This window comes from Paraburkholderia sp. NPDC080076, assembly GCF_050281145.1.
Lineage (GTDB): Bacteria > Pseudomonadota > Gammaproteobacteria > Burkholderiales > Burkholderiaceae > Paraburkholderia.
Genome location: NZ_JBNNWQ010000018.1, coordinates 40972 through 57446 on the forward strand (window position 1 = coordinate 40972; position 16475 = coordinate 57446).

Annotated in this window: 12 protein-coding genes and 3 pseudogenes; 14 read left to right on the plus strand and 1 reads right to left on the minus strand. The window is 61.5% G+C overall.

The window, feature by feature from the left end; genetic code table 11:
• The first annotated feature begins 38 nt into the window (after positions 1–38).
• The 9 genes from ACQKRQ_RS40315 (at position 39) to ACQKRQ_RS40355 (ending at position 8940) form a co-directional block, all read left to right on the plus strand.
• Positions 39–1094, plus strand: coding sequence for a 3-keto-5-aminohexanoate cleavage protein (locus ACQKRQ_RS40315; RefSeq protein ID WP_132383167.1), 1056 nt, complete (start codon positions 39–41; stop codon positions 1092–1094).
• A gap of 155 nt (positions 1095–1249) precedes the next feature.
• Positions 1250–2569: an MFS transporter gene (locus ACQKRQ_RS40320; protein ID WP_427483306.1), complete on the plus strand. Its 1320-nt coding sequence runs from the start codon at positions 1250–1252 to the stop codon at positions 2567–2569.
• A gap of 113 nt (positions 2570–2682) precedes the next feature.
• Entirely contained in the window at positions 2683–3663 is a 981-nt protein-coding gene (locus ACQKRQ_RS40325) for a quinone oxidoreductase family protein (RefSeq protein WP_427483307.1), read from the plus strand.
• 10 nt (positions 3664–3673) lie between these two features.
• Positions 3674–4522, plus strand: a complete 849-nt coding sequence (locus tag ACQKRQ_RS40330; protein WP_132383173.1) for a TauD/TfdA dioxygenase family protein — start codon at positions 3674–3676, stop codon at positions 4520–4522.
• A gap of 7 nt (positions 4523–4529) precedes the next feature.
• Entirely contained in the window at positions 4530–5090 is a 561-nt protein-coding gene (locus ACQKRQ_RS40335) for an RBBP9/YdeN family alpha/beta hydrolase (RefSeq protein WP_132383175.1), read from the plus strand.
• Positions 5091–5276: 186 nt separating this feature from the next.
• Positions 5277–5633 carry a Rieske (2Fe-2S) protein gene (locus tag ACQKRQ_RS40340; RefSeq protein ID WP_427483309.1) on the plus strand — a complete coding sequence of 119 codons (357 nt, stop codon included), beginning with the start codon at positions 5277–5279 and terminating at the stop codon, positions 5631–5633.
• A gap of 41 nt (positions 5634–5674) precedes the next feature.
• Positions 5675–7351, plus strand: a complete 1677-nt coding sequence (locus tag ACQKRQ_RS40345) for a 3-(methylthio)propionyl-CoA ligase (RefSeq protein ID WP_427483311.1) — start codon at positions 5675–5677, stop codon at positions 7349–7351.
• A 44-nt stretch (positions 7352–7395) separates the two neighbouring features.
• Positions 7396–8541 (plus strand): porin, encoded by a 1146-nt coding sequence (locus ACQKRQ_RS40350; protein WP_132383181.1) that lies wholly within the window; start codon positions 7396–7398, stop codon positions 8539–8541.
• Positions 8542–8571: 30 nt separating this feature from the next.
• The gene (locus ACQKRQ_RS40355) at positions 8572–8940 is read left to right on the plus strand and encodes a BON domain-containing protein (protein ID WP_427483313.1); all 369 of its coding nucleotides are present in this window, start codon (positions 8572–8574) and stop codon (positions 8938–8940) included.
• Positions 8941–9289: 349 nt separating this feature from the next.
• Here the strand turns inward: ACQKRQ_RS40355 and ACQKRQ_RS40360 are convergent.
• Positions 9290–9609, minus strand: a pseudogene (locus ACQKRQ_RS40360) (IS3 family transposase); the annotation flags it as partial.
• A gap of 157 nt (positions 9610–9766) precedes the next feature.
• Between ACQKRQ_RS40360 and ACQKRQ_RS40365 the strand changes: the two are divergent.
• The 5 genes and pseudogenes from ACQKRQ_RS40365 (at position 9767) to ACQKRQ_RS40385 (ending at position 16443) form a co-directional block, all read left to right on the plus strand.
• Positions 9767–9979 carry a DUF2964 family protein gene (locus ACQKRQ_RS40365; protein WP_427483315.1) on the plus strand — a complete coding sequence of 71 codons (213 nt, stop codon included), beginning with the start codon at positions 9767–9769 and terminating at the stop codon, positions 9977–9979.
• A gap of 123 nt (positions 9980–10102) precedes the next feature.
• Positions 10103–10225: pseudogene (locus tag ACQKRQ_RS40370) on the plus strand (IS6 family transposase); the annotation flags it as partial.
• 260 nt (positions 10226–10485) lie between these two features.
• The gene (locus ACQKRQ_RS40375; protein ID WP_427483317.1) at positions 10486–12876 is read left to right on the plus strand and encodes a mechanosensitive ion channel family protein; all 2391 of its coding nucleotides are present in this window, start codon (positions 10486–10488) and stop codon (positions 12874–12876) included.
• 880 nt (positions 12877–13756) lie between these two features.
• Positions 13757–14014, plus strand: a pseudogene (locus tag ACQKRQ_RS40380) (arginine deiminase family protein); the annotation flags it as partial.
• 32 nt (positions 14015–14046) lie between these two features.
• Positions 14047–16443 carry a phosphoketolase family protein gene (locus ACQKRQ_RS40385; RefSeq protein ID WP_427483319.1) on the plus strand — a complete coding sequence of 799 codons (2397 nt, stop codon included), beginning with the start codon at positions 14047–14049 and terminating at the stop codon, positions 16441–16443.
• The last annotated feature ends 32 nt before the right edge of the window (positions 16444–16475 follow it).

The following is a 16475-nucleotide window of genomic DNA, read 5'->3' on the forward strand; positions in this document are numbered from 1 at the left end:
CGAGCGTCGGAATACCCGTCACCCTATTGGAGAACACGATGCAATTCCTCGACGATTCGCTGCACCCCGAGAACCAGGACAAGGTTGTGATCACGACCGCTCCGTACGGCCCGGAATGGATGCCGGAGGACTTTCCGGAAGACATTCCGGTGACGATGGAAGAGCAGATCCAGAAGGCCGTCGACTGCTACAACGCCGGCGCGACCGTCCTGCACCTGCACGTGCGCGAACTGGATGGCAAAGGCTCGAAGCGCCTGTCGAAATTCAACGAACTCATCGCCGGCGTGCGAGCGGCTGTGCCGGACATGATCATCCAGGTGGGCGGCTCGATCTCGTTTGCACCGGAAGACGATGGCCAGGCGGCGAAGTGGCTTTCCGACGACACGCGTCACATGCTGGCCGATCTCGACCCGAAGCCCGATCAGGTGACCGTCGCGATCAACACCACGCAGATGAACATCATGGAGCTGCTCTATCCGGAGTACCTGGAAGGCACCTCGTTGTCCAACCCTGCGTTCATGGCCGCTTATAGCGAGATGACGGTTCCCGCCGGCCCGGCATGGGTCGAGGAGCACCTGCGCCGCCTGCAGGCTTCGGGTATCCAGCCGCACTTCCAGCTCACGGGCATCCATGCGCTCGAGACACTCGATCGCCTGGTGCGCAAGGGCATCTACAAGGGGCCGCTGAACCTGACGTGGATCGGTATCGGCGGCGGCTTCGACGGCCCGAACCCGTTCAACTTCTTCAACTTCGTGCACCGCGCGCCGGATGGCTGCACGCTCACGGCCGAGTCGCTGCTCAAGAACGTGTTGCCGTTCAACATGATGGCGATGGCCATGGGCCTGCATCCTCGCTGCGGGATCGAAGACACGATCATCGACGCGCACGGCAACCGGATGACGTCGGTGCAGCAGATCGAACAGTGCGTGCGTGTAGCGCGCGAACTGGGCCGCGAGATCGCCTCCGGCAAGGAAGCGCGCGACATCTACCGCATCGGCGTGCAATACGAAACGGCCGACGAGACACTCGCGGCCAACGGCATGACACCGAATCGCAAGGCAGGCGTGAAGAACCTGCCGCTGCGCGCGGCGTAAGGGATTGGAGCGCGGCAGACGTTTCGCGGATGCCGCGTTTTGGAAGGTAGGGCCCGCCGGCATGCCGGTGAGGGCCGCGCGGTATCCATAAAGGCCGCCTTTGTCCTGCTGGGCAAAGGCGGTCACCAACGAGTTGAACACGAAGGAGACGACTCATGTTCACGCATGCCGAGCCTACGACTGGCAATATTTCGACGGCGCAAAAAGACGTGCGCGCGTATGCATGGGTGGTATTTGTTTTGACGGTCGGGTTGCTGCTCTCCGACTATATGTCGCGACAGGTCCTGAATGCGGTGTTTCCGATGCTCAAGGCCACGTGGCACCTGTCCGACACGCGGCTCGGTTCGCTGAGCAGTGTGGTCGCGCTGATGGTCGGCGTGCTCACGTTTCCGCTGTCGGTGCTCGCCGACCGCTGGGGCCGCGTGAAGAGCATTGTCCTGATGGCGGCGATCTGGAGTCTCGCGACGCTCGGCTGCGCGCTTTCGACGAATTATGGCGAGATGCTGCTTGCGCGCGCCTTCGTTGGGATCGGTGAAGCCGCCTATGGCAGTGTCGGCATCGCGGTCGTCCTGAGCATCTTTCCGGCACGGCTGCGCTCCACGCTCACCGCAGCGTTCATGGCCGGCGGCGCTCTCGGTTCAGTGCTGGGCATGGCGCTGGGCGGGGCAGTCGCGGCTCACCTGGGCTGGCGCGCGGCGTTCGGCGCGATGGCGGCCTTGGGGATCATACTGGTCGTCATCTACCGGTTTGCCATCACCGAAGAGCGGCTCGCGCCGCTGCAGCCGGCAAACGCGCGCCGTCAGACACAGGGCGCCGGTATGCGCTTGAGCTTGCGCAGCTTGATGCAGGGGCTCTTTTCGACCAACTCGGTCGTGTGCGCCTACGTCGGCAGCGGCATCCATCTGCTGGTTCCGGCGGCCGTATGGGCGTGGATGCCCAGCTTCCTGAACCGCTACTACGGCATGTCCACCGGCAAGGCGGCCATGAGCGCGTCCGCGTTCGTGCTGGCCACCGCTTTCGGCATGGTGGTGTGCGGAAATCTGACCGACCGGCTCAGCAAGCATGGGCGGGAAAGGAAGTGGAGCGCGGCCATCGCCTTCTGCCTGCTCTGCTTCGTGCTGCTGATGGTCGGATTCCGGATGCCGCCGGGTCCGGCGCAACTCATCGTGATCGGCGCCGGCATGTTTTTTTGCGCAGGCGCGACCGGCCCCTCGGGGGCGATGGTTGCGAATCTCACCCCACCGTCGATCCATGCGTCGGCGTTTGCCACCCTGACGTTGGCGAACAATCTGCTGGGGCTGGCACCCGCTGCCATCCTGACGGGCATCGTGGCCGACCGGATCGGGCTCGTCGGCGCGTTGCAACTCGTGCCGTTTGCACCCCTTGTCGCGGCGGTCGCTTTCTACATCGGCAAGCGGACCTATGGCGCCGATGTCGATCGCGTGAGTGCCCTGCGTGAACAGGCCGGGGGCTGACCCGACGGTCCTCCGCGAGCTTTAAACCTGGCGGGTGCGCCTGAGAGCAGGACGGGCAGCCCCATCACAGGCCAAATAAATTTGCAGTTCGAGTAAAGGATAGGAGATTCGATATGGCAAAAGCAGTGCGTTTCCATGAAACCGGTGGTCCCGAAGTCTTGCGCTATGAAAACGTTGAAGTGGGCGACCCCGGCCGCGGACAGGTCCGCTTGCGCCATGAGGCAGTGGGCCTGAATTTCGCCGACACCTACTTCCGCAGCGGCTTGTACCCCGTGCCGCTCCCTGCGGGCATGGGTGTCGAGGCTGCCGGTGTGGTCGAGGCAATCGGCCCCGACGTGACCAACGTCGCAGTCGGCGATCGCGTGACCTACACGGGCTTTGTCAACACACTCGGCGCGTACAGCACTGAACGCCTCGTCCCGGCGGCGCCGCTCATCAAGCTGCCGGATGCGATCTCCTGCGAAACGGCTGCCGGCATGACGATGCGAGGTCTGACCTCGTCGTACCTGATGCGCCGCATTCACGATTTCAAGGCGGGCGACACCATCCTGCTGCATGCCGCCGCCGGCGGTGTCGGCCTGATTGTGTCGCAATGGGCGAAGCTGCTGGGTCTCACCGTGATCGGCACGGTTTCGAATGAGGCCAAGGGCGAGATGGCCCGTGCGCATGGCTGCGACCACATCGTCTACTACGGACGGGAGGACGTCGCGAAGCGCGTGCGCGAACTGACCAACGGCGTCGGCGTGAACGTCGTGTTCGACAGCGTCGGCAAGGATACCTTCGAGGCGTCGCTCGATTCGCTCAGGCGCCGTGGCCTGATGGTCTGCGTCGGCACGGCGTCGGGGCCAATCCCGCCGTTCAATCCCCAGCTTCTGGCGATGAAGGGCTCGCTCTACCTGACGCGCCCCGCGCTGGCGGACTATATCGCCGACCCCGCGGAAAAGGACGAACTCGCCGGCGAACTCTTCGGGCATGTCGCCGCAGGCCGCATCAAGATCGAACTCAACCAGCGTTACGCGCTGGAGGACGCGGCGCAGGCCCACCGCGATCTTGAATCGCGCAAGACGACTGGCTCGTCAGTCTTCGTCATCTGAGGAGAACACCATGCGAGTCGAACAATTGACATGCGCCATCGGCGCCGAACTGGTCGGCGTGAATCTTGCCGACGCCGTCGACGATGACGGCCTGTTTGCGGAGATCCGTGCGGCGCTGCTCGAACACCGGGTGCTGTTTCTGCGCGACCAGGACATCTCGCGCGCCGAGCATCTTGCGTTTGCGCGCCGTTTCGGCGAACTGGAGGACCATCCCGTCGCCGGCAGCGACCCGGAGCATCCGGGCCTCGTACGCATCTACAAGAACCCGGATCAGCCTAACGACCGGTATGAAAACGCGTGGCATGCGGATGCCACCTGGCGCGAGGCGCCGCAGTTCGGCGCTGTCCTGCGCTGCGTGGAGTGCCCGCCCGTCGGCGGCGACACGATGTGGGCAAACATGGTGCTCGCCTACGAGAACTTGCCGGACCACATCAAGGCCCAGATTGCAGATCTGCGCGCCCGCCACAGCATCGAGGCGAGCTTTGGTGCCGCGATGCCGATCGAAAAACGTCTCGCTCTTAAGGCGCAATTTCCGGATGCGGAGCATCCAGTTGTGCGCACGCACCCGGAGACCGGCGAGGAGGTGTTGTTCGTGAGCGCCTTCACCACCCATTTCACCAATTACCACACGCCGGCGCGCGTGCGCTTCGGGCAGGACGCCAATCCGGGCGCGGGTGACCTGCTGCGCTATCTCATCAGCCAGGCGTACATCCCCGAGTACCAGGTCCGCTGGCGCTGGAAACCCAACAGCATCGCGATCTGGGATAACCGCAGCACACAGCACTATGCCGTGATGGATTACCCGCCGTGTCACCGCAAGATGGAGCGCGCCGGAATTGTTGGTGACCGGCCGTACTGATCGCATCATGACTCTCGATATGACACCAACCATCCTGATGGTGCCGGGCTTGCGCGACCACGTCGCGGAGCATTGGCAAACACTGCTGGAGCGGATGCTGCCCAAGGCCGCCTCAGTGCCGCCGCTCGAGCGCGACAAGCTCAGTTGCGCGGCGCGCGTCGCAGCGCTCGATGCCGCGCTCGCGAAAATCCATGGCCCGGTGATCCTCGTCGCGCATAGCGCGGGCGTGATGATCACGGCGCACTGGGCCCAGCAACACAGCCGCAGGATTCACGGCGCGCTGCTCGCCGCTCCTGCCGACCTGGAGACGCCGCTGCCGGCGGGCTATCCGGCCATCGATGAACTGGCCCAGAACGGCTGGCATCCGGTTCCACGCAAGCCGCTGCCGTTCCCGAGCATCGTCGGCGCGAGCCGCAACGATCCGCTCGCGCAGTTCGAACGTGTCGCGACGATGGCGAAAAACTGGGGCAGTCGTCTCGTCGACCTCGGCGAAGTCGGTCACCTGAATCCGGCTGCAGGGTTTGGTGAATGGGCGATGGCGCAGACACTGATCAATGAGCTTGTCTGATCAGAACCGGACCTGCACAGCCAGATCGGGACGCGAGCGAGCGGGCCTTCCTGGTGAGCGAAACCTTCTTCGACTTCATCTGCCCGCGGTGCCTTATCGGCAAGCGCAATCCGGATGAGGCCGTGTCCCGCTCGCAGCGATGCTGGCAGTCATGGTGTTTGCAGTCCAAAGCTAAAGGAACAGGGAATGTCACGTCAGATACCGGTTGGAGTGGTCGATGAACTCGCGCCAGGCCAGCGCAAACTGGCCTTCGCCGATGGCCGCGGCATTGTCCTGTTCAACATCGACGGCACGATCCACGCCATCGACAACGCATGTCCCCACAACGGGGCGTCGATCGCAAGCGGTCAGCTCGACGGGTGCGTGCTGCGCTGCCCGGCGCACGGTCTGCGCTTCGACGTGCGCACCGGCTGCATGCCGGGCGTAGGCGGGTTGAGCCTGACGACTTTCCCGGTTCGGGCCGTCGACGGGAAGCTGGTCGTGAGGCTCGATGACCCGGCCGCCGGTCCCGCGCCGGCACCGGTGGGCAATTCGGCGCCGTGATCCGGGCAGTGCGGGAACATACAGCTATTTAGGGGAACAGAATGCAAGGTTTGATGATGCAGCAACCGCTGCTGGTTGCTTCGCTGCTCATGCACGCGGAACGCCATCACGGCGACCAGGAGATCGTGTCACGACGGGTCGAAGGCGACATTCACCGGTATCGGTACCGGGATTTTGCGCAACGCGCGCGCCGCATGGCAAATGCCCTCGCGAGCCTCGGCATCGAGCCGGGCGAGCGGGTAGGGACGCTGGCGTGGAACGGCTACCGGCACATGGAGCTTTATTTCGCCGTGTCCGGGGCGGGGTCCGTGTTGCATACGCTCAACCCCCGGCTCCACGTCGACCAGCTCGCGTACATCATCGAACATGCGGAAGATCGCGTTGTGTTCTTTGACCTGACGTTTCTGCCGCTGATCGAGAGCGTCGCGCCGCGGGTCAAGAGTCCGAAGGTCTTCGTTGCCATGACCGATCGCGCGCACATGCCGCGAGACCATGAGCTGCCGGCGAGGCTGCTGTGCTACGAGGATCTCGTCAACGGTCAAAGCGACGTTTTCGACTGGCCTCTGCTGGACGAAAACAGCGCGTCATCGCTGTGCTACACGTCCGGGACGACCGGCAATCCGAAGGGGGTGCTATACAGCCATCGCTCGACCCTGCTGCACACCTACGCGGCGGCGCTGCCGGATGCGCTGAACTGTTCGGCGCGCGACGCGATCCTCCCGGTCGTGCCGATGTTCCATGTCAACGCGTGGGGACTGCCGTATATCGCCTGCATGGTGGGTGCGAAGCTGGTGTTTCCCGGGCCGGCGCTGGACGGCCAATCGCTCCATGAACTGATCGAGGACGAACAGGTCACGCTTTCGGCCGGCGTACCGACAGTCTGGCAGGGACTGCTTGCGCATGTCGACGCGATCAAGGCTTCGTTCTCGTCGATGAAGCGCACGATTATCGGCGGCGCTCCCTGCCCGACAGCGATGACGGCGGCGTTCCAGGAGCGCCATCACGTCGACGTCGTGCATGCATGGGGTATGACGGAATTGAGCCCGGTTGGCACCGTCTGCAGTTTCAAGGCACATCAGGTGTCTCTGCCCGCGGCGCAACGCTACGCGCTTCAGGCGAAGCAGGGGCGTCCGGTGTTCGGCATCGACATGAAAATCGTCGACCTGCAAGGCAACGCGTTGCCGTGGGACGACACCGCGACTGGCGATCTTCTCGTGCGCGGTCATTGGGTCACGCGGGAGTATTTCGGCAGTGACGACACGCCGGCGCTGCGCGACGGCTGGTTCCCGACCGGTGACGTCGCCAGGATCGATCCCGACGGCTTCATGCAGATTACGGATCGCAGCAAGGACGTCATCAAGTCCGGCGGCGAATGGATCAGTTCGACCGACATCGAAAACGTCGCGTACCTGCACCCCGAAGTCACGACGGCGGTATGCATCGCCGCGCGGCATCCGAAGTGGGACGAGCGGCCGCTGCTGCTGATCGTGAGGAAGCCGGGCAGCACGCTCGCCGCGGACGAACTGCTCACGTTCTTTGACGATCGGGTTGCGAAGTGGTGGAAGCCGGACGCCGTGTTGTTCGTCGACTCGGTTCCGCTCGGTGCCACGGGCAAGGTGCTCAAGAACCGCCTGCGGGATCAGTTCGGCGACTACTACCTGCCGGCCTCGGATACCGACTTGGCAACAACACAGTTTCATTCGAACAACAAGTCATAAATTGCCGGGTCTACCCGGCGCGCCCCACACTCGGAGGAGACGCAATGAAATTAAAATCGTATAGCTCGGCAGTGCTGCTAGTGTTTTCCGCAGCGGCCCATTCCCAGTCGTCGGTTACGCTCTATGGCGTACTCGATACGGGACTTCTGTATCAGAGCACCTCGGCCGCAACCTTTCTGCCGAACGCGCGTAACCTGGGGCATGTCTATCAGCTCAAGGACGGCGGAATCTATTCCAGCTTCTGGGGCCTGAAGGGAAGCGAGGACATCGGCGCCGGCTACAAGATCACGTTCAAGCTGCAAGGCACGTTCAACACCACGAACGGCAAGTTCGGGCTGTCCGATACGCCGGGCACGACCGCGATTTTCAACCAGTTTGCGACAATCGGCGCGACCGGGCCGTTTGGCACGTTCGACGCCGGCCGCCAGATCATCCCGATGATTTACGCCATGGCGGAAACCGATGTACGCGGCGCGCAGTATTTCGGCAGTATTCTGACCGCGTGGCTGGGCGTCAATCAGGCAGCCGGCTGGCCCGGCACCAGCACGAACGCTCCAATCGGCGCCCTCTATGACAGCAACGCGCTGGTCTACAATTCGCCGAAATTCTATGGTGCGTCGCTTGCGCTCGAGTACGCGCCGGGTGGCGTCGCGGGACAGTTCCAGGGCGGCACGCGTGAGTCGGCTGTACTCAAGTATTCGAATTACGGTCTGAACCTGTCCGCTGTGTATTACAACGGACATGACACCAATCCGTTTCCGCAGAACTTTCCGGCGGCTCCGGCTGTGCCTGCGACAGGCGAGAGCAACAACCGTTTCTATTATTTCGGTGCGATGTATACGATCAGCGGGTTTTCATTATCCGCCTCGTACGCCATCGGCAAAAACCCCGCGAAGAGCAATACCGTCGACTTCGAAATGGCGTCGGGCGGCCTCGGCTACCAGTTCAATCCGCGCTTCAAGATCACGTCCGGCTACTACTACCTGAAGGACCGGAACAATTCAGCGAATCACTCGAGCGAATTCGCAGTGGGTGCCGAATACAACCTGTCCCAAAGGACCAAGGCGTACGCGCAAGTCGGCTATGTCGACAACAAGGGGACGATGAACCAGACGATCATCTATGGGAATCCGGTTGCGCCGGGTGTCTCCACCACTGCGGCCATGGTCGGCATTCGCCATAGCTTCTGATCCCGTCACCCTCATGAACCGGAGTAATCTATGAAAGCAATCACACTCGCGCTGGTGGCCGCCGCATTCGTTGCGGTATCCACGACGGCGTGGTCCCAGACCGGTGAAGCAGCCAGTGCGCAAGGTGCGTCCGCGACGGCGGCATCGGGCTCCGTGGCTCCCGCGGGCAGGAAAGCGGACCGTGCCCTGCGCCGCAGGATTTATGCCGCCTTCGGCAAGGACAAGGAGATCAGCGCCGGAGACATCAGTGTCATCGCGAAAGACGGCGCGGTGACGCTGAATGGCACGGTCACCGAAGCTGCCCAGATCGGCAAGGCCGAGGCGATCGCGAGGGGCGTTTCCGGAGTGACGTCGGTGACCAACAAGCTGACGGTGAGGAAGCCGCTTGGCGGCATGTAAGCTGCAATAGCCAGGCATGGAGTACGGCGAGGCCGAAGACAACTGGCCGCGCCGGGTTCCACCCACATATAGGGCGACACCGGATCAGGCGGCTTCGCGCAGCCCTTGCGTCCTTGCGAGATGATCGTATTTGCAAGGACTTCGTCCGAGAGGCAAAGGCACGGTTCGATTTTTTTGACGCTCGACGCGACCCTGTTTGTCGAGTAGAAATGCGTTGCACATGGCGTCCAGAACCGGCGGAAGCCTATCCTGCCATGCCTTGTTTTCACGTCTCTAGCGAAAAGAATGGGCGTCGCGGTGAATCTGCTCGCTCGTCTCGCACAAATAAGCTGCGCCACTGAAAGCGGGGATCCTTGATCTGCCGAGCTTTGATCCAGCCATGCAGGAACTGAACTGACGGTACGAAGCCGAGTGACAAATGACGTCGACTGCGCTAATAAAACACTCGCGTGTATTCGAACTGGTCCGCAGCGACTTCCCGATGGGTGCGATAGTGCGTTAGCAGGCACCCGTTCGTTCTTTAGGCTGTTAAAGAAGCTCTTCATCAGTACATTTCCAACAATTACCCTTGCCGCTCATCGAGCAGCGCATCCGCTGGAAGTCGAGGCTAGCAAATTGGGTGCCTCCGTCCGAACGATACCGCGCGCCGGGTTCAGGCCGACGCTGAAACCTCCAGCAGATTCTGCGTGACATGCAGCTTGTGTTTCGAGTCCGTCACGACACGATAACGACGCTTGTGGCCCGGGTCGCAGGACAAAGGCAGGCAAAGGCCGCAATAGCGAACTAATATGTTTTGGGAAACCGGTCGCAAATGTTGGAGGTCCCGATGAAGAAATCTGAAAGACGGGTTGCGATTGCATTAGTGGGCATCGCCATCTGGCTCAGTGGTCTCTATTTCGCCATTACCGGACTGGTCTATGACCGCAGCATGGAATACCGGTACGGCGCGCTCGCCATTTTCGTTGGTGTGGCGATCGCGGTCATTGCGCTGAACCTGATCTCGATTCCCGGCTTGCCGCGCAAGAAAAAGCAGATCTAGCAATAGCAGCGTGCTCACTGCGCACCGAATGCCGGCGCAGGCGTGGTTTCGTTTTTCTTTTTCGTCTGATCGCGCGTATCGCTCTTCGCTTCACGCGTCTTTCTGCGCTGCCCGCCGCGTGTCAACCTCGTCGAGCAAGACCATCGGGCGATCAAGCGGCGCACCCGACCCATGCTGGAGTTCAAGACTTTTCGCTGCGCCCGGATTCTTCCTGGCGGCATCGAAGTGATGCATACGATCGCCAAAAGAACAGATGAAGTGCGCTCGCGGAACCCATCCGGCAGGCGCAGATCGATTCCACGAACTGGCAATATAAGCAGTGCTTCCCATATCGATCACCTTTCGGCTGCGAGCCTTACTGCAACAACACCCCGAGCGGACATCGGTTTATGGTGATGTATGCTTTAACCGCACGAAGCGCAGTTCGGGTGCGCCAAGGCTTTCGTAATAGCGTTAGCCCGGGGCGATCCAGCTCTCACAGAGGTGACCTCTCGGAAGGGATCTCCATGACCCCCTCTATGCAGTGTGAATCCAGTCATGCCATGGTCTCCGCCAGACTGCCGGCGCACGCTGGATTATATGAAGGCGTGTGGTGTGCCATTGGGTGCGCCTGCTTATGGCTGGCCGTGACCAGCTTCCTCGTTCTGTCGACGGCGGTTATCAATCCCGCGGCAGCCGCGTTGCCCGCCGGGTTGCAAAACATCCTCAACAATGTGACGGGTGGCACCGCGCCGCCAGCTTCCGCAGCGCAGGCTGCATCGGCACCAACGCCCGCGAGTCAGGCCGAACTGGCGCGCTCACTGGACAGCCTGATCGACACGCTCGAGAGCGATCCACAACGCAAAGCGCTGGTAGCCCATCTGAAGGGGCTTCGTGAAGGTACCCAAAGTGCCGCACCCGCTGCGCCGGCATCGTCCGGACAAGGCAAAAGCGATATGCTCGGCGCGATTGCGTCAGGCATTGCGTCTGTCGAAACGGATTTGAGTGAAGGCCGCACACCCTTGCATTACTGGGCGGCCCGTTCGAGCGCGGCGGCCGACGATCTTTCGACTATTCTCAGCGGCGGAAGCGGGGAGTCGTTTGGCCACGTCCTGCTTGGCATGATCGCGACGTTTGTGGGTTGGGGCGCGTGCGCTGGCCTGTTGATCTATCTGCGGCGGCGCATCAGTGCGCGTTATGGCTGGAAGCTCGCGCTGGAACCGGGTCCAACTTCGTTCGAACTCTTGAGTTTTGCATTTTGGCGGACGGCGCCATGGATCGCCGCATTCGTGGCGGTGGCGCTGTTCATGCGGGGAATGCCTGACGCGCTCGGCGGCACGCTGGGGCTTGTGATCGTCTATGCCATAGTCGCGGGTTCGATCTTCTCGGCGATCTGCCTGATTGTGTTCTCGGCGTTCAACACGGCACACCGGCGTGTCGCAGTTCATCAACTGCTCGCGCAAAGCCGCTGGCCGCTTTTCGCTATCGGTGCATGTGGTGCGCTCGGTGACGCGACGGCCAATCCAGACGTCACAAACCTGCTCGGTTTGAATCTCGCCGGGCTCGTATCGGCATCCGCAAATGTGGCTGCGGCCCTGCTGATCGGTTATTTCGCACTCGCTTACCGGCGGCCCGTCACGCATCTGATACGCAATCGCCCGTATGCGCAACGGCGTGATCACAAACTCGCCACGGAAGCGCTCGATATCCTGGCATCGCTGTGGAACATCCCAGTCCTTTTAATCGCGATCGCATCGGTTTTTACGATCGTTGATGCGCGCGGTTCGGAAGAGAACGTATTACAACCGTCACTTCTCAGTGCGCTGTTACTCGTGCTCACGCTGTTCGTGTCGGCGCTGCTGATGCACGTGACGCGTCGAAGGGACACGCGCGCCCAGCGCCGCGCGCCGCACCTGATGCGACTCTTGCGCTTCGTGAGCACGCTGCTCGTCCTTCTGATGTGGCTCGCGTACATTCAATTCGAACTGGACCTGTGGAGCGGACCGATCGCGCGAATGATCAAGCACAGTGCGATGACACCCAGTTTCAAGCACGCGCTGATTACAGTCATAGCGACGGTCTTTGGCGCCTGGTTCATCTGGATACTGTGCGACACCGCGATTCTCAACGCGCTGGGCCCGAGCAGTTCGCGGAACAAGGCTCTCGATCCCGGCATGCGCGCACGCACGATGTTGCCGCTCGTGCGCAACGCTGTTTTCGTGGCGGTTGCGACCCTCGCCGCCATCGTCGCCGCCGCCACCCTGGGCGTCAATCTTACGCCTCTCCTTGCGGGCGCGGGGGTGATCGGTCTTGCAGTCGGCTTCGGTGCGAAGACGCTCGTCACCGACCTGATCACGGGGCTCTTCATCATTGTCGAGGAGACGATCTCGGTCGGTGACTGGATTGAGATTGACGGCAGCCACGCCGGCATCGTCATGGACCTGACGATTCGCACGGTCCGGTTACGTGACGGACAAGGCGCGGTTCACACCATTCCCTTCTCGCAGATAAAAATCGTTAAAAACCTGTCGCGTGACTTCGCCAATGCGGTGTTCGAGGTACGAGTGCCGTTCTCGCTTGACCTTGATGAAGTCACACGCATGATCGTGGAAGTGGGCGAAGACCTGCAGGGAAACTTTCGCCTGCGCAACGAAATACTTGCGCCCGTCGAAGTGTGGGGGCTTGAGCGTTTCGAAGCTAACTGGATGGTTGTGAAAGGGCAGATCAAGACGCGGCCGATGCAGCAGTGGGGCGTGGTGCGCGCTTTTAATGCGCGGCTCAAACGGAAGATGGACGAGGCGGGCATTGAGATTCCGGTGCCGCATATGCGGGTTCACACCCCACCGAGCGGACCCAGAGCATGGTCACAGCCTGACGATGGTGGCCAGGACGAGAGGGAAGGGCAGCGCCGCGGTTGAAGCGGTAACTGGTGCCGCGGGTGCCATACCCCAACGCAAGTGCGTCGACGGCATAACCCCAATCTGCTCGCATGCATGAATTCGTTTCTCTCCGATGCCAGCACGGATCCGGTTGCTTTGCACCGATCTGTCGGACGATGTCGTAGGATCGAGCGGCCGGAACGTGTGTCGGGAAGCTCGTCATGCCCCCGACCGACAGCAGGGCAAAGCGGTGCCGCCCATCGGGGACATCAAACTCACTCCGTCGGCATAGCGGCCATGCTCCTTCCAGTACTCCGTCATCTTGGCGGATGACGGGCGCACGCGCCGCACCCCATAACAGGCTCGAAACCGACCTTTGATCTGCGCGAAGCTTGCAGGAGAAATCTTGTCAGCCGTGTGACAGAAGGAAGCCATACCGTCGCCCCTCGGTCGCCGGCCCATCACCGAAGCGGAACGTTCTGCCGAGTCGATTACGAACTGATCGGAACTGAAACGCACTTCAGCCAGCGTTATCGACCGGCCAATAAACCCAAAGTCCTATTGTGGCAAAGCGTCAGCAAAGCTATTTTTTAGTTTGTACCATGCTGCGTCGCGCGTTTGTCGATCTGCCGATCGTAACCGTAGTCACTTTGTTTACCGGGGTCAGCATGCCATTGCGCTCGGCTCCGAGTCGCATCCGGTGCGACTCCTACGCTCTGGGCTCCGCTAGTCATCGCCACCGGCGTGATTCCACGGGCGGCATTCACGTACGCAAAGAAAACTGCCATCCGGTTTGTAGAACGGAGAGTTGTTGCCGCCCCCTGAAACCTGCAAGAGATTTGTCACACTCGCAATTCAGGACATGCATGGTGAGCACGGAGACATTCAACCTCGGAGTTCACTCCGAGGCCGGCAAGCTGCACAAGGTGATGGTCTGTTCTTTGTGACAAAGATGCGCGAACGCGGCGTTGAAGTCGTCGAGATGCACCATCTGCTTACCGAGGCAGTCAAAAACCCCGAGGCACGAACGTGGATCGGCGAACGTAAGATCCGCCCGAACACGACCGGTGTGGGCCTTGCCGGCGAAGTACGGAGTTGGCTCGATAACCTTGAACCGCGCCGGCTCGCAGAATTCCTGATTGGTGGCGTGCTTGTGGAAGAGGTTCCGGATACAGAACACGGCAATACGCAAGGACAGGAGACATCGATATGGGCACACATCCTACGACGGCTGCTTCGGAGCAGACTGGGCCTGGCAGCGATGAACTTCGGCTGATCGATACGTGGTGGCGCGCATGCAACTACCTCTCGGTCGGTATGATCTATCTAATGGACAATCCGCTACTGCGCGAGCCGCTCAAGGCGGAGCACGTCAAGCCGCGGCTCCTCGGGCATTGGGGCGCGAGTCCAGCGCTTTCGTTCGTTTGGGCGCATCTGAACCGCGTGATCAAACGCGACGATCTGGACGTGATCTTCATGGCGGGTCCCGGACACGGAGCTCCCGGCGTACTCGGCCCCGCTTATCTGGAAGGCACTTACTCGGAGGTGTATCCGGACAAAAGCGAAGACGCAGAGGGGATGCAGAAGTTCTTCAAGCAGTTCTCGTTTCCAGGCCACATCGGCTCGCACGTCACGCCCGAAACTCCTGGCTCGATCCACGAAGGCGGCGAACTTGGCTATAGCCTGTCGCATGCGTACGGAGCCGCGTTCGATAACCCCGAGCTCATCGTGGCCTGCGTCGTTGGGGACGGCGAAGCGGAGACGGGACCGCTTGCCACGGCCTGGCATTCGAACAAGTTCGTCAATCCGGCGCGGGACGGCACCGTATTGCCGATTCTTAACCTGAATGGTTACAAGATCGCTAACCCCACCGTGCTTTCACGCATCAGCCACGAAGAGCTGGAAGCGCTGTTCGTGGGCTATGGCTACAAGCCGTATTTCGTCGAAGGTTCGGACCATGCCGAGATGCATCAAAAGATGGCGGACACGCTCGATGCGGTCGTCGCCGAGATTTGCGCGATCCATGATAAGGCGCGCGCTGGCGGCGAAGTCGAGCGGCCGCGCTGGCCGATGATCGTGTTGCGTACGCCCAAAGGGTGGACGGGACCGAAGACGATCAAAGGACACAAGGTCGAGGGCTCGTGGCGTTCGCATCAGGTGCCGTTCTCCGACGTGCGCGGCAATCCCGCGAATCTCGAGCTTCTGGATAGTTGGCTGCGCAGCTACAAGCCCGAAGAACTGTTCGATGCCGACGGACGACTGCTTCCCGAACTGAAAGCCCTCGCGCCCGAAGGACGACGTCGCATCAGCGCCAATCCGCATACCAACGGCGGAATACTGCGCCGTGAATTGAAGTTGCCCGATTTCCGCGCGTATGCGGTAGACGTGACACAGGCGGGCAAGGTGCTGCAAGAGAATACCCGGCCGCTCGGGGAATTCCTGCGCGACACGATGCGCGAAAACATGAACACCTTCCGGGTGTTTGGCCCCGACGAAACGGCGTCCAACCGCCTTCAGTCGATCTACGAGGTCAGCAAGAAGATCTGGATGGCCGATCTCCTGCCGGAAGACGAGGACGGCGGGGAACTGGCGCGCGACGGCCGGGTGATGGAGATGCTGTCCGAGCATACGTTGATGGGCTGGCTCGAAGGCTATCTGCTTTCCGGGCGGCACGGTTTCTTTCACACGTATGAGGCATTCGCGCACGTGGTGGACTCGATGTTCAACCAGCATGCGAAATGGCTGGACATCAGCAAGAATCACGTGCCGTGGCGTGCGTCGGTATCGTCGGAGAACATTCTGCTGTCGTCGACTGTTTGGCGGCAGGATCACAACGGTTTTTCGCATCAGGACCCGGGGTTCATCGATCTCGTAACCAACAAGAGCCCGTCCGTCACGCGCGTCTACCTTCCACCGGACGCGAATACGCTGCTGGCCGTGGCCGACGGGTGTCTGCGCTCGACCGACTGCATCAACGTCATCGTCGCGGACAAGCAGAAGCACCTGCAATTCACGACCATCGACGAGGCAATAGTGCATTGCGCGAAAGGCTTGGGCGTCTGGCGGCGCGCAAGCAACGACGAAGGTGAGGAACCGGATGTTGTCATGGCCGCGTGCGGCGACGTTGCCACCCAGGAGGCGCTGGCGGCCACGGCCATCTTGCGCGAACGGCTGCCGGAGCTGAAGCTGCGCTTCGTGAACGTCGTCGACCTGTTCAGGATGCAGCCCGCGAGCGAGCATCCGCATGGCTCGACCGAACGCGAGTTCGACAGCCTCTTTACCGTCAACAAGCCGGTGATCTTCAACTTCCACGGCTACCCGTGGCTGATCCACAAACTGGCCTATCGCTTTCGCAATCACGAGCATCTGCACGTACGCGGCTACAAGGAGAAGGGCAACATCAACACCCCCCTCGAACTCGCGATTCTCAATCAGGTCGACCGCTTCAATCTGGTGATCGACGTACTCGACCGCGTGCCGCGATTGCAGGGCAGGACAGCGCATTTGAGGGAAGACATGAAGGACGCGATCATCAGCAACCTGGACTACGCGCACACGCATGGCATCGATCGCGCGGAGATCACCGATTGGGTATGGCCCGAGTGAACGCCAGCCCCGATTGCCAGCCCCGATAACCG

What these genes read in the sequence shown, in the direction of transcription:
- ACQKRQ_RS40315 (WP_132383167.1), top strand. Translation starts at nt 39, where the DNA reads ATGCAATTCCTCGACGATTCGCTGCACCCCGAGAACCAGGACAAGGTT.
- ACQKRQ_RS40320 (WP_427483306.1), top strand. Translation starts at nt 1,250, where the DNA reads ATGTTCACGCATGCCGAGCCTACGACTGGCAATATTTCGACGGCGCAA.
- ACQKRQ_RS40325 (WP_427483307.1), top strand. Translation starts at nt 2,683, where the DNA reads ATGGCAAAAGCAGTGCGTTTCCATGAAACCGGTGGTCCCGAAGTCTTG.
- ACQKRQ_RS40330 (WP_132383173.1), top strand. Translation starts at nt 3,674, where the DNA reads ATGCGAGTCGAACAATTGACATGCGCCATCGGCGCCGAACTGGTCGGC.
- ACQKRQ_RS40335 (WP_132383175.1), top strand. Translation starts at nt 4,530, where the DNA reads ATGACTCTCGATATGACACCAACCATCCTGATGGTGCCGGGCTTGCGC.
- ACQKRQ_RS40340 (WP_427483309.1), top strand. Translation starts at nt 5,277, where the DNA reads ATGTCACGTCAGATACCGGTTGGAGTGGTCGATGAACTCGCGCCAGGC.
- ACQKRQ_RS40345 (WP_427483311.1), top strand. Translation starts at nt 5,675, where the DNA reads ATGCAAGGTTTGATGATGCAGCAACCGCTGCTGGTTGCTTCGCTGCTC.
- ACQKRQ_RS40350 (WP_132383181.1), top strand. Translation starts at nt 7,396, where the DNA reads ATGAAATTAAAATCGTATAGCTCGGCAGTGCTGCTAGTGTTTTCCGCA.
- ACQKRQ_RS40355 (WP_427483313.1), top strand. Translation starts at nt 8,572, where the DNA reads ATGAAAGCAATCACACTCGCGCTGGTGGCCGCCGCATTCGTTGCGGTA.
- ACQKRQ_RS40365 (WP_427483315.1), top strand. Translation starts at nt 9,767, where the DNA reads ATGAAGAAATCTGAAAGACGGGTTGCGATTGCATTAGTGGGCATCGCC.
- ACQKRQ_RS40375 (WP_427483317.1), top strand. Translation starts at nt 10,486, where the DNA reads ATGACCCCCTCTATGCAGTGTGAATCCAGTCATGCCATGGTCTCCGCC.
- ACQKRQ_RS40385 (WP_427483319.1), top strand. Translation starts at nt 14,047, where the DNA reads ATGGGCACACATCCTACGACGGCTGCTTCGGAGCAGACTGGGCCTGGC.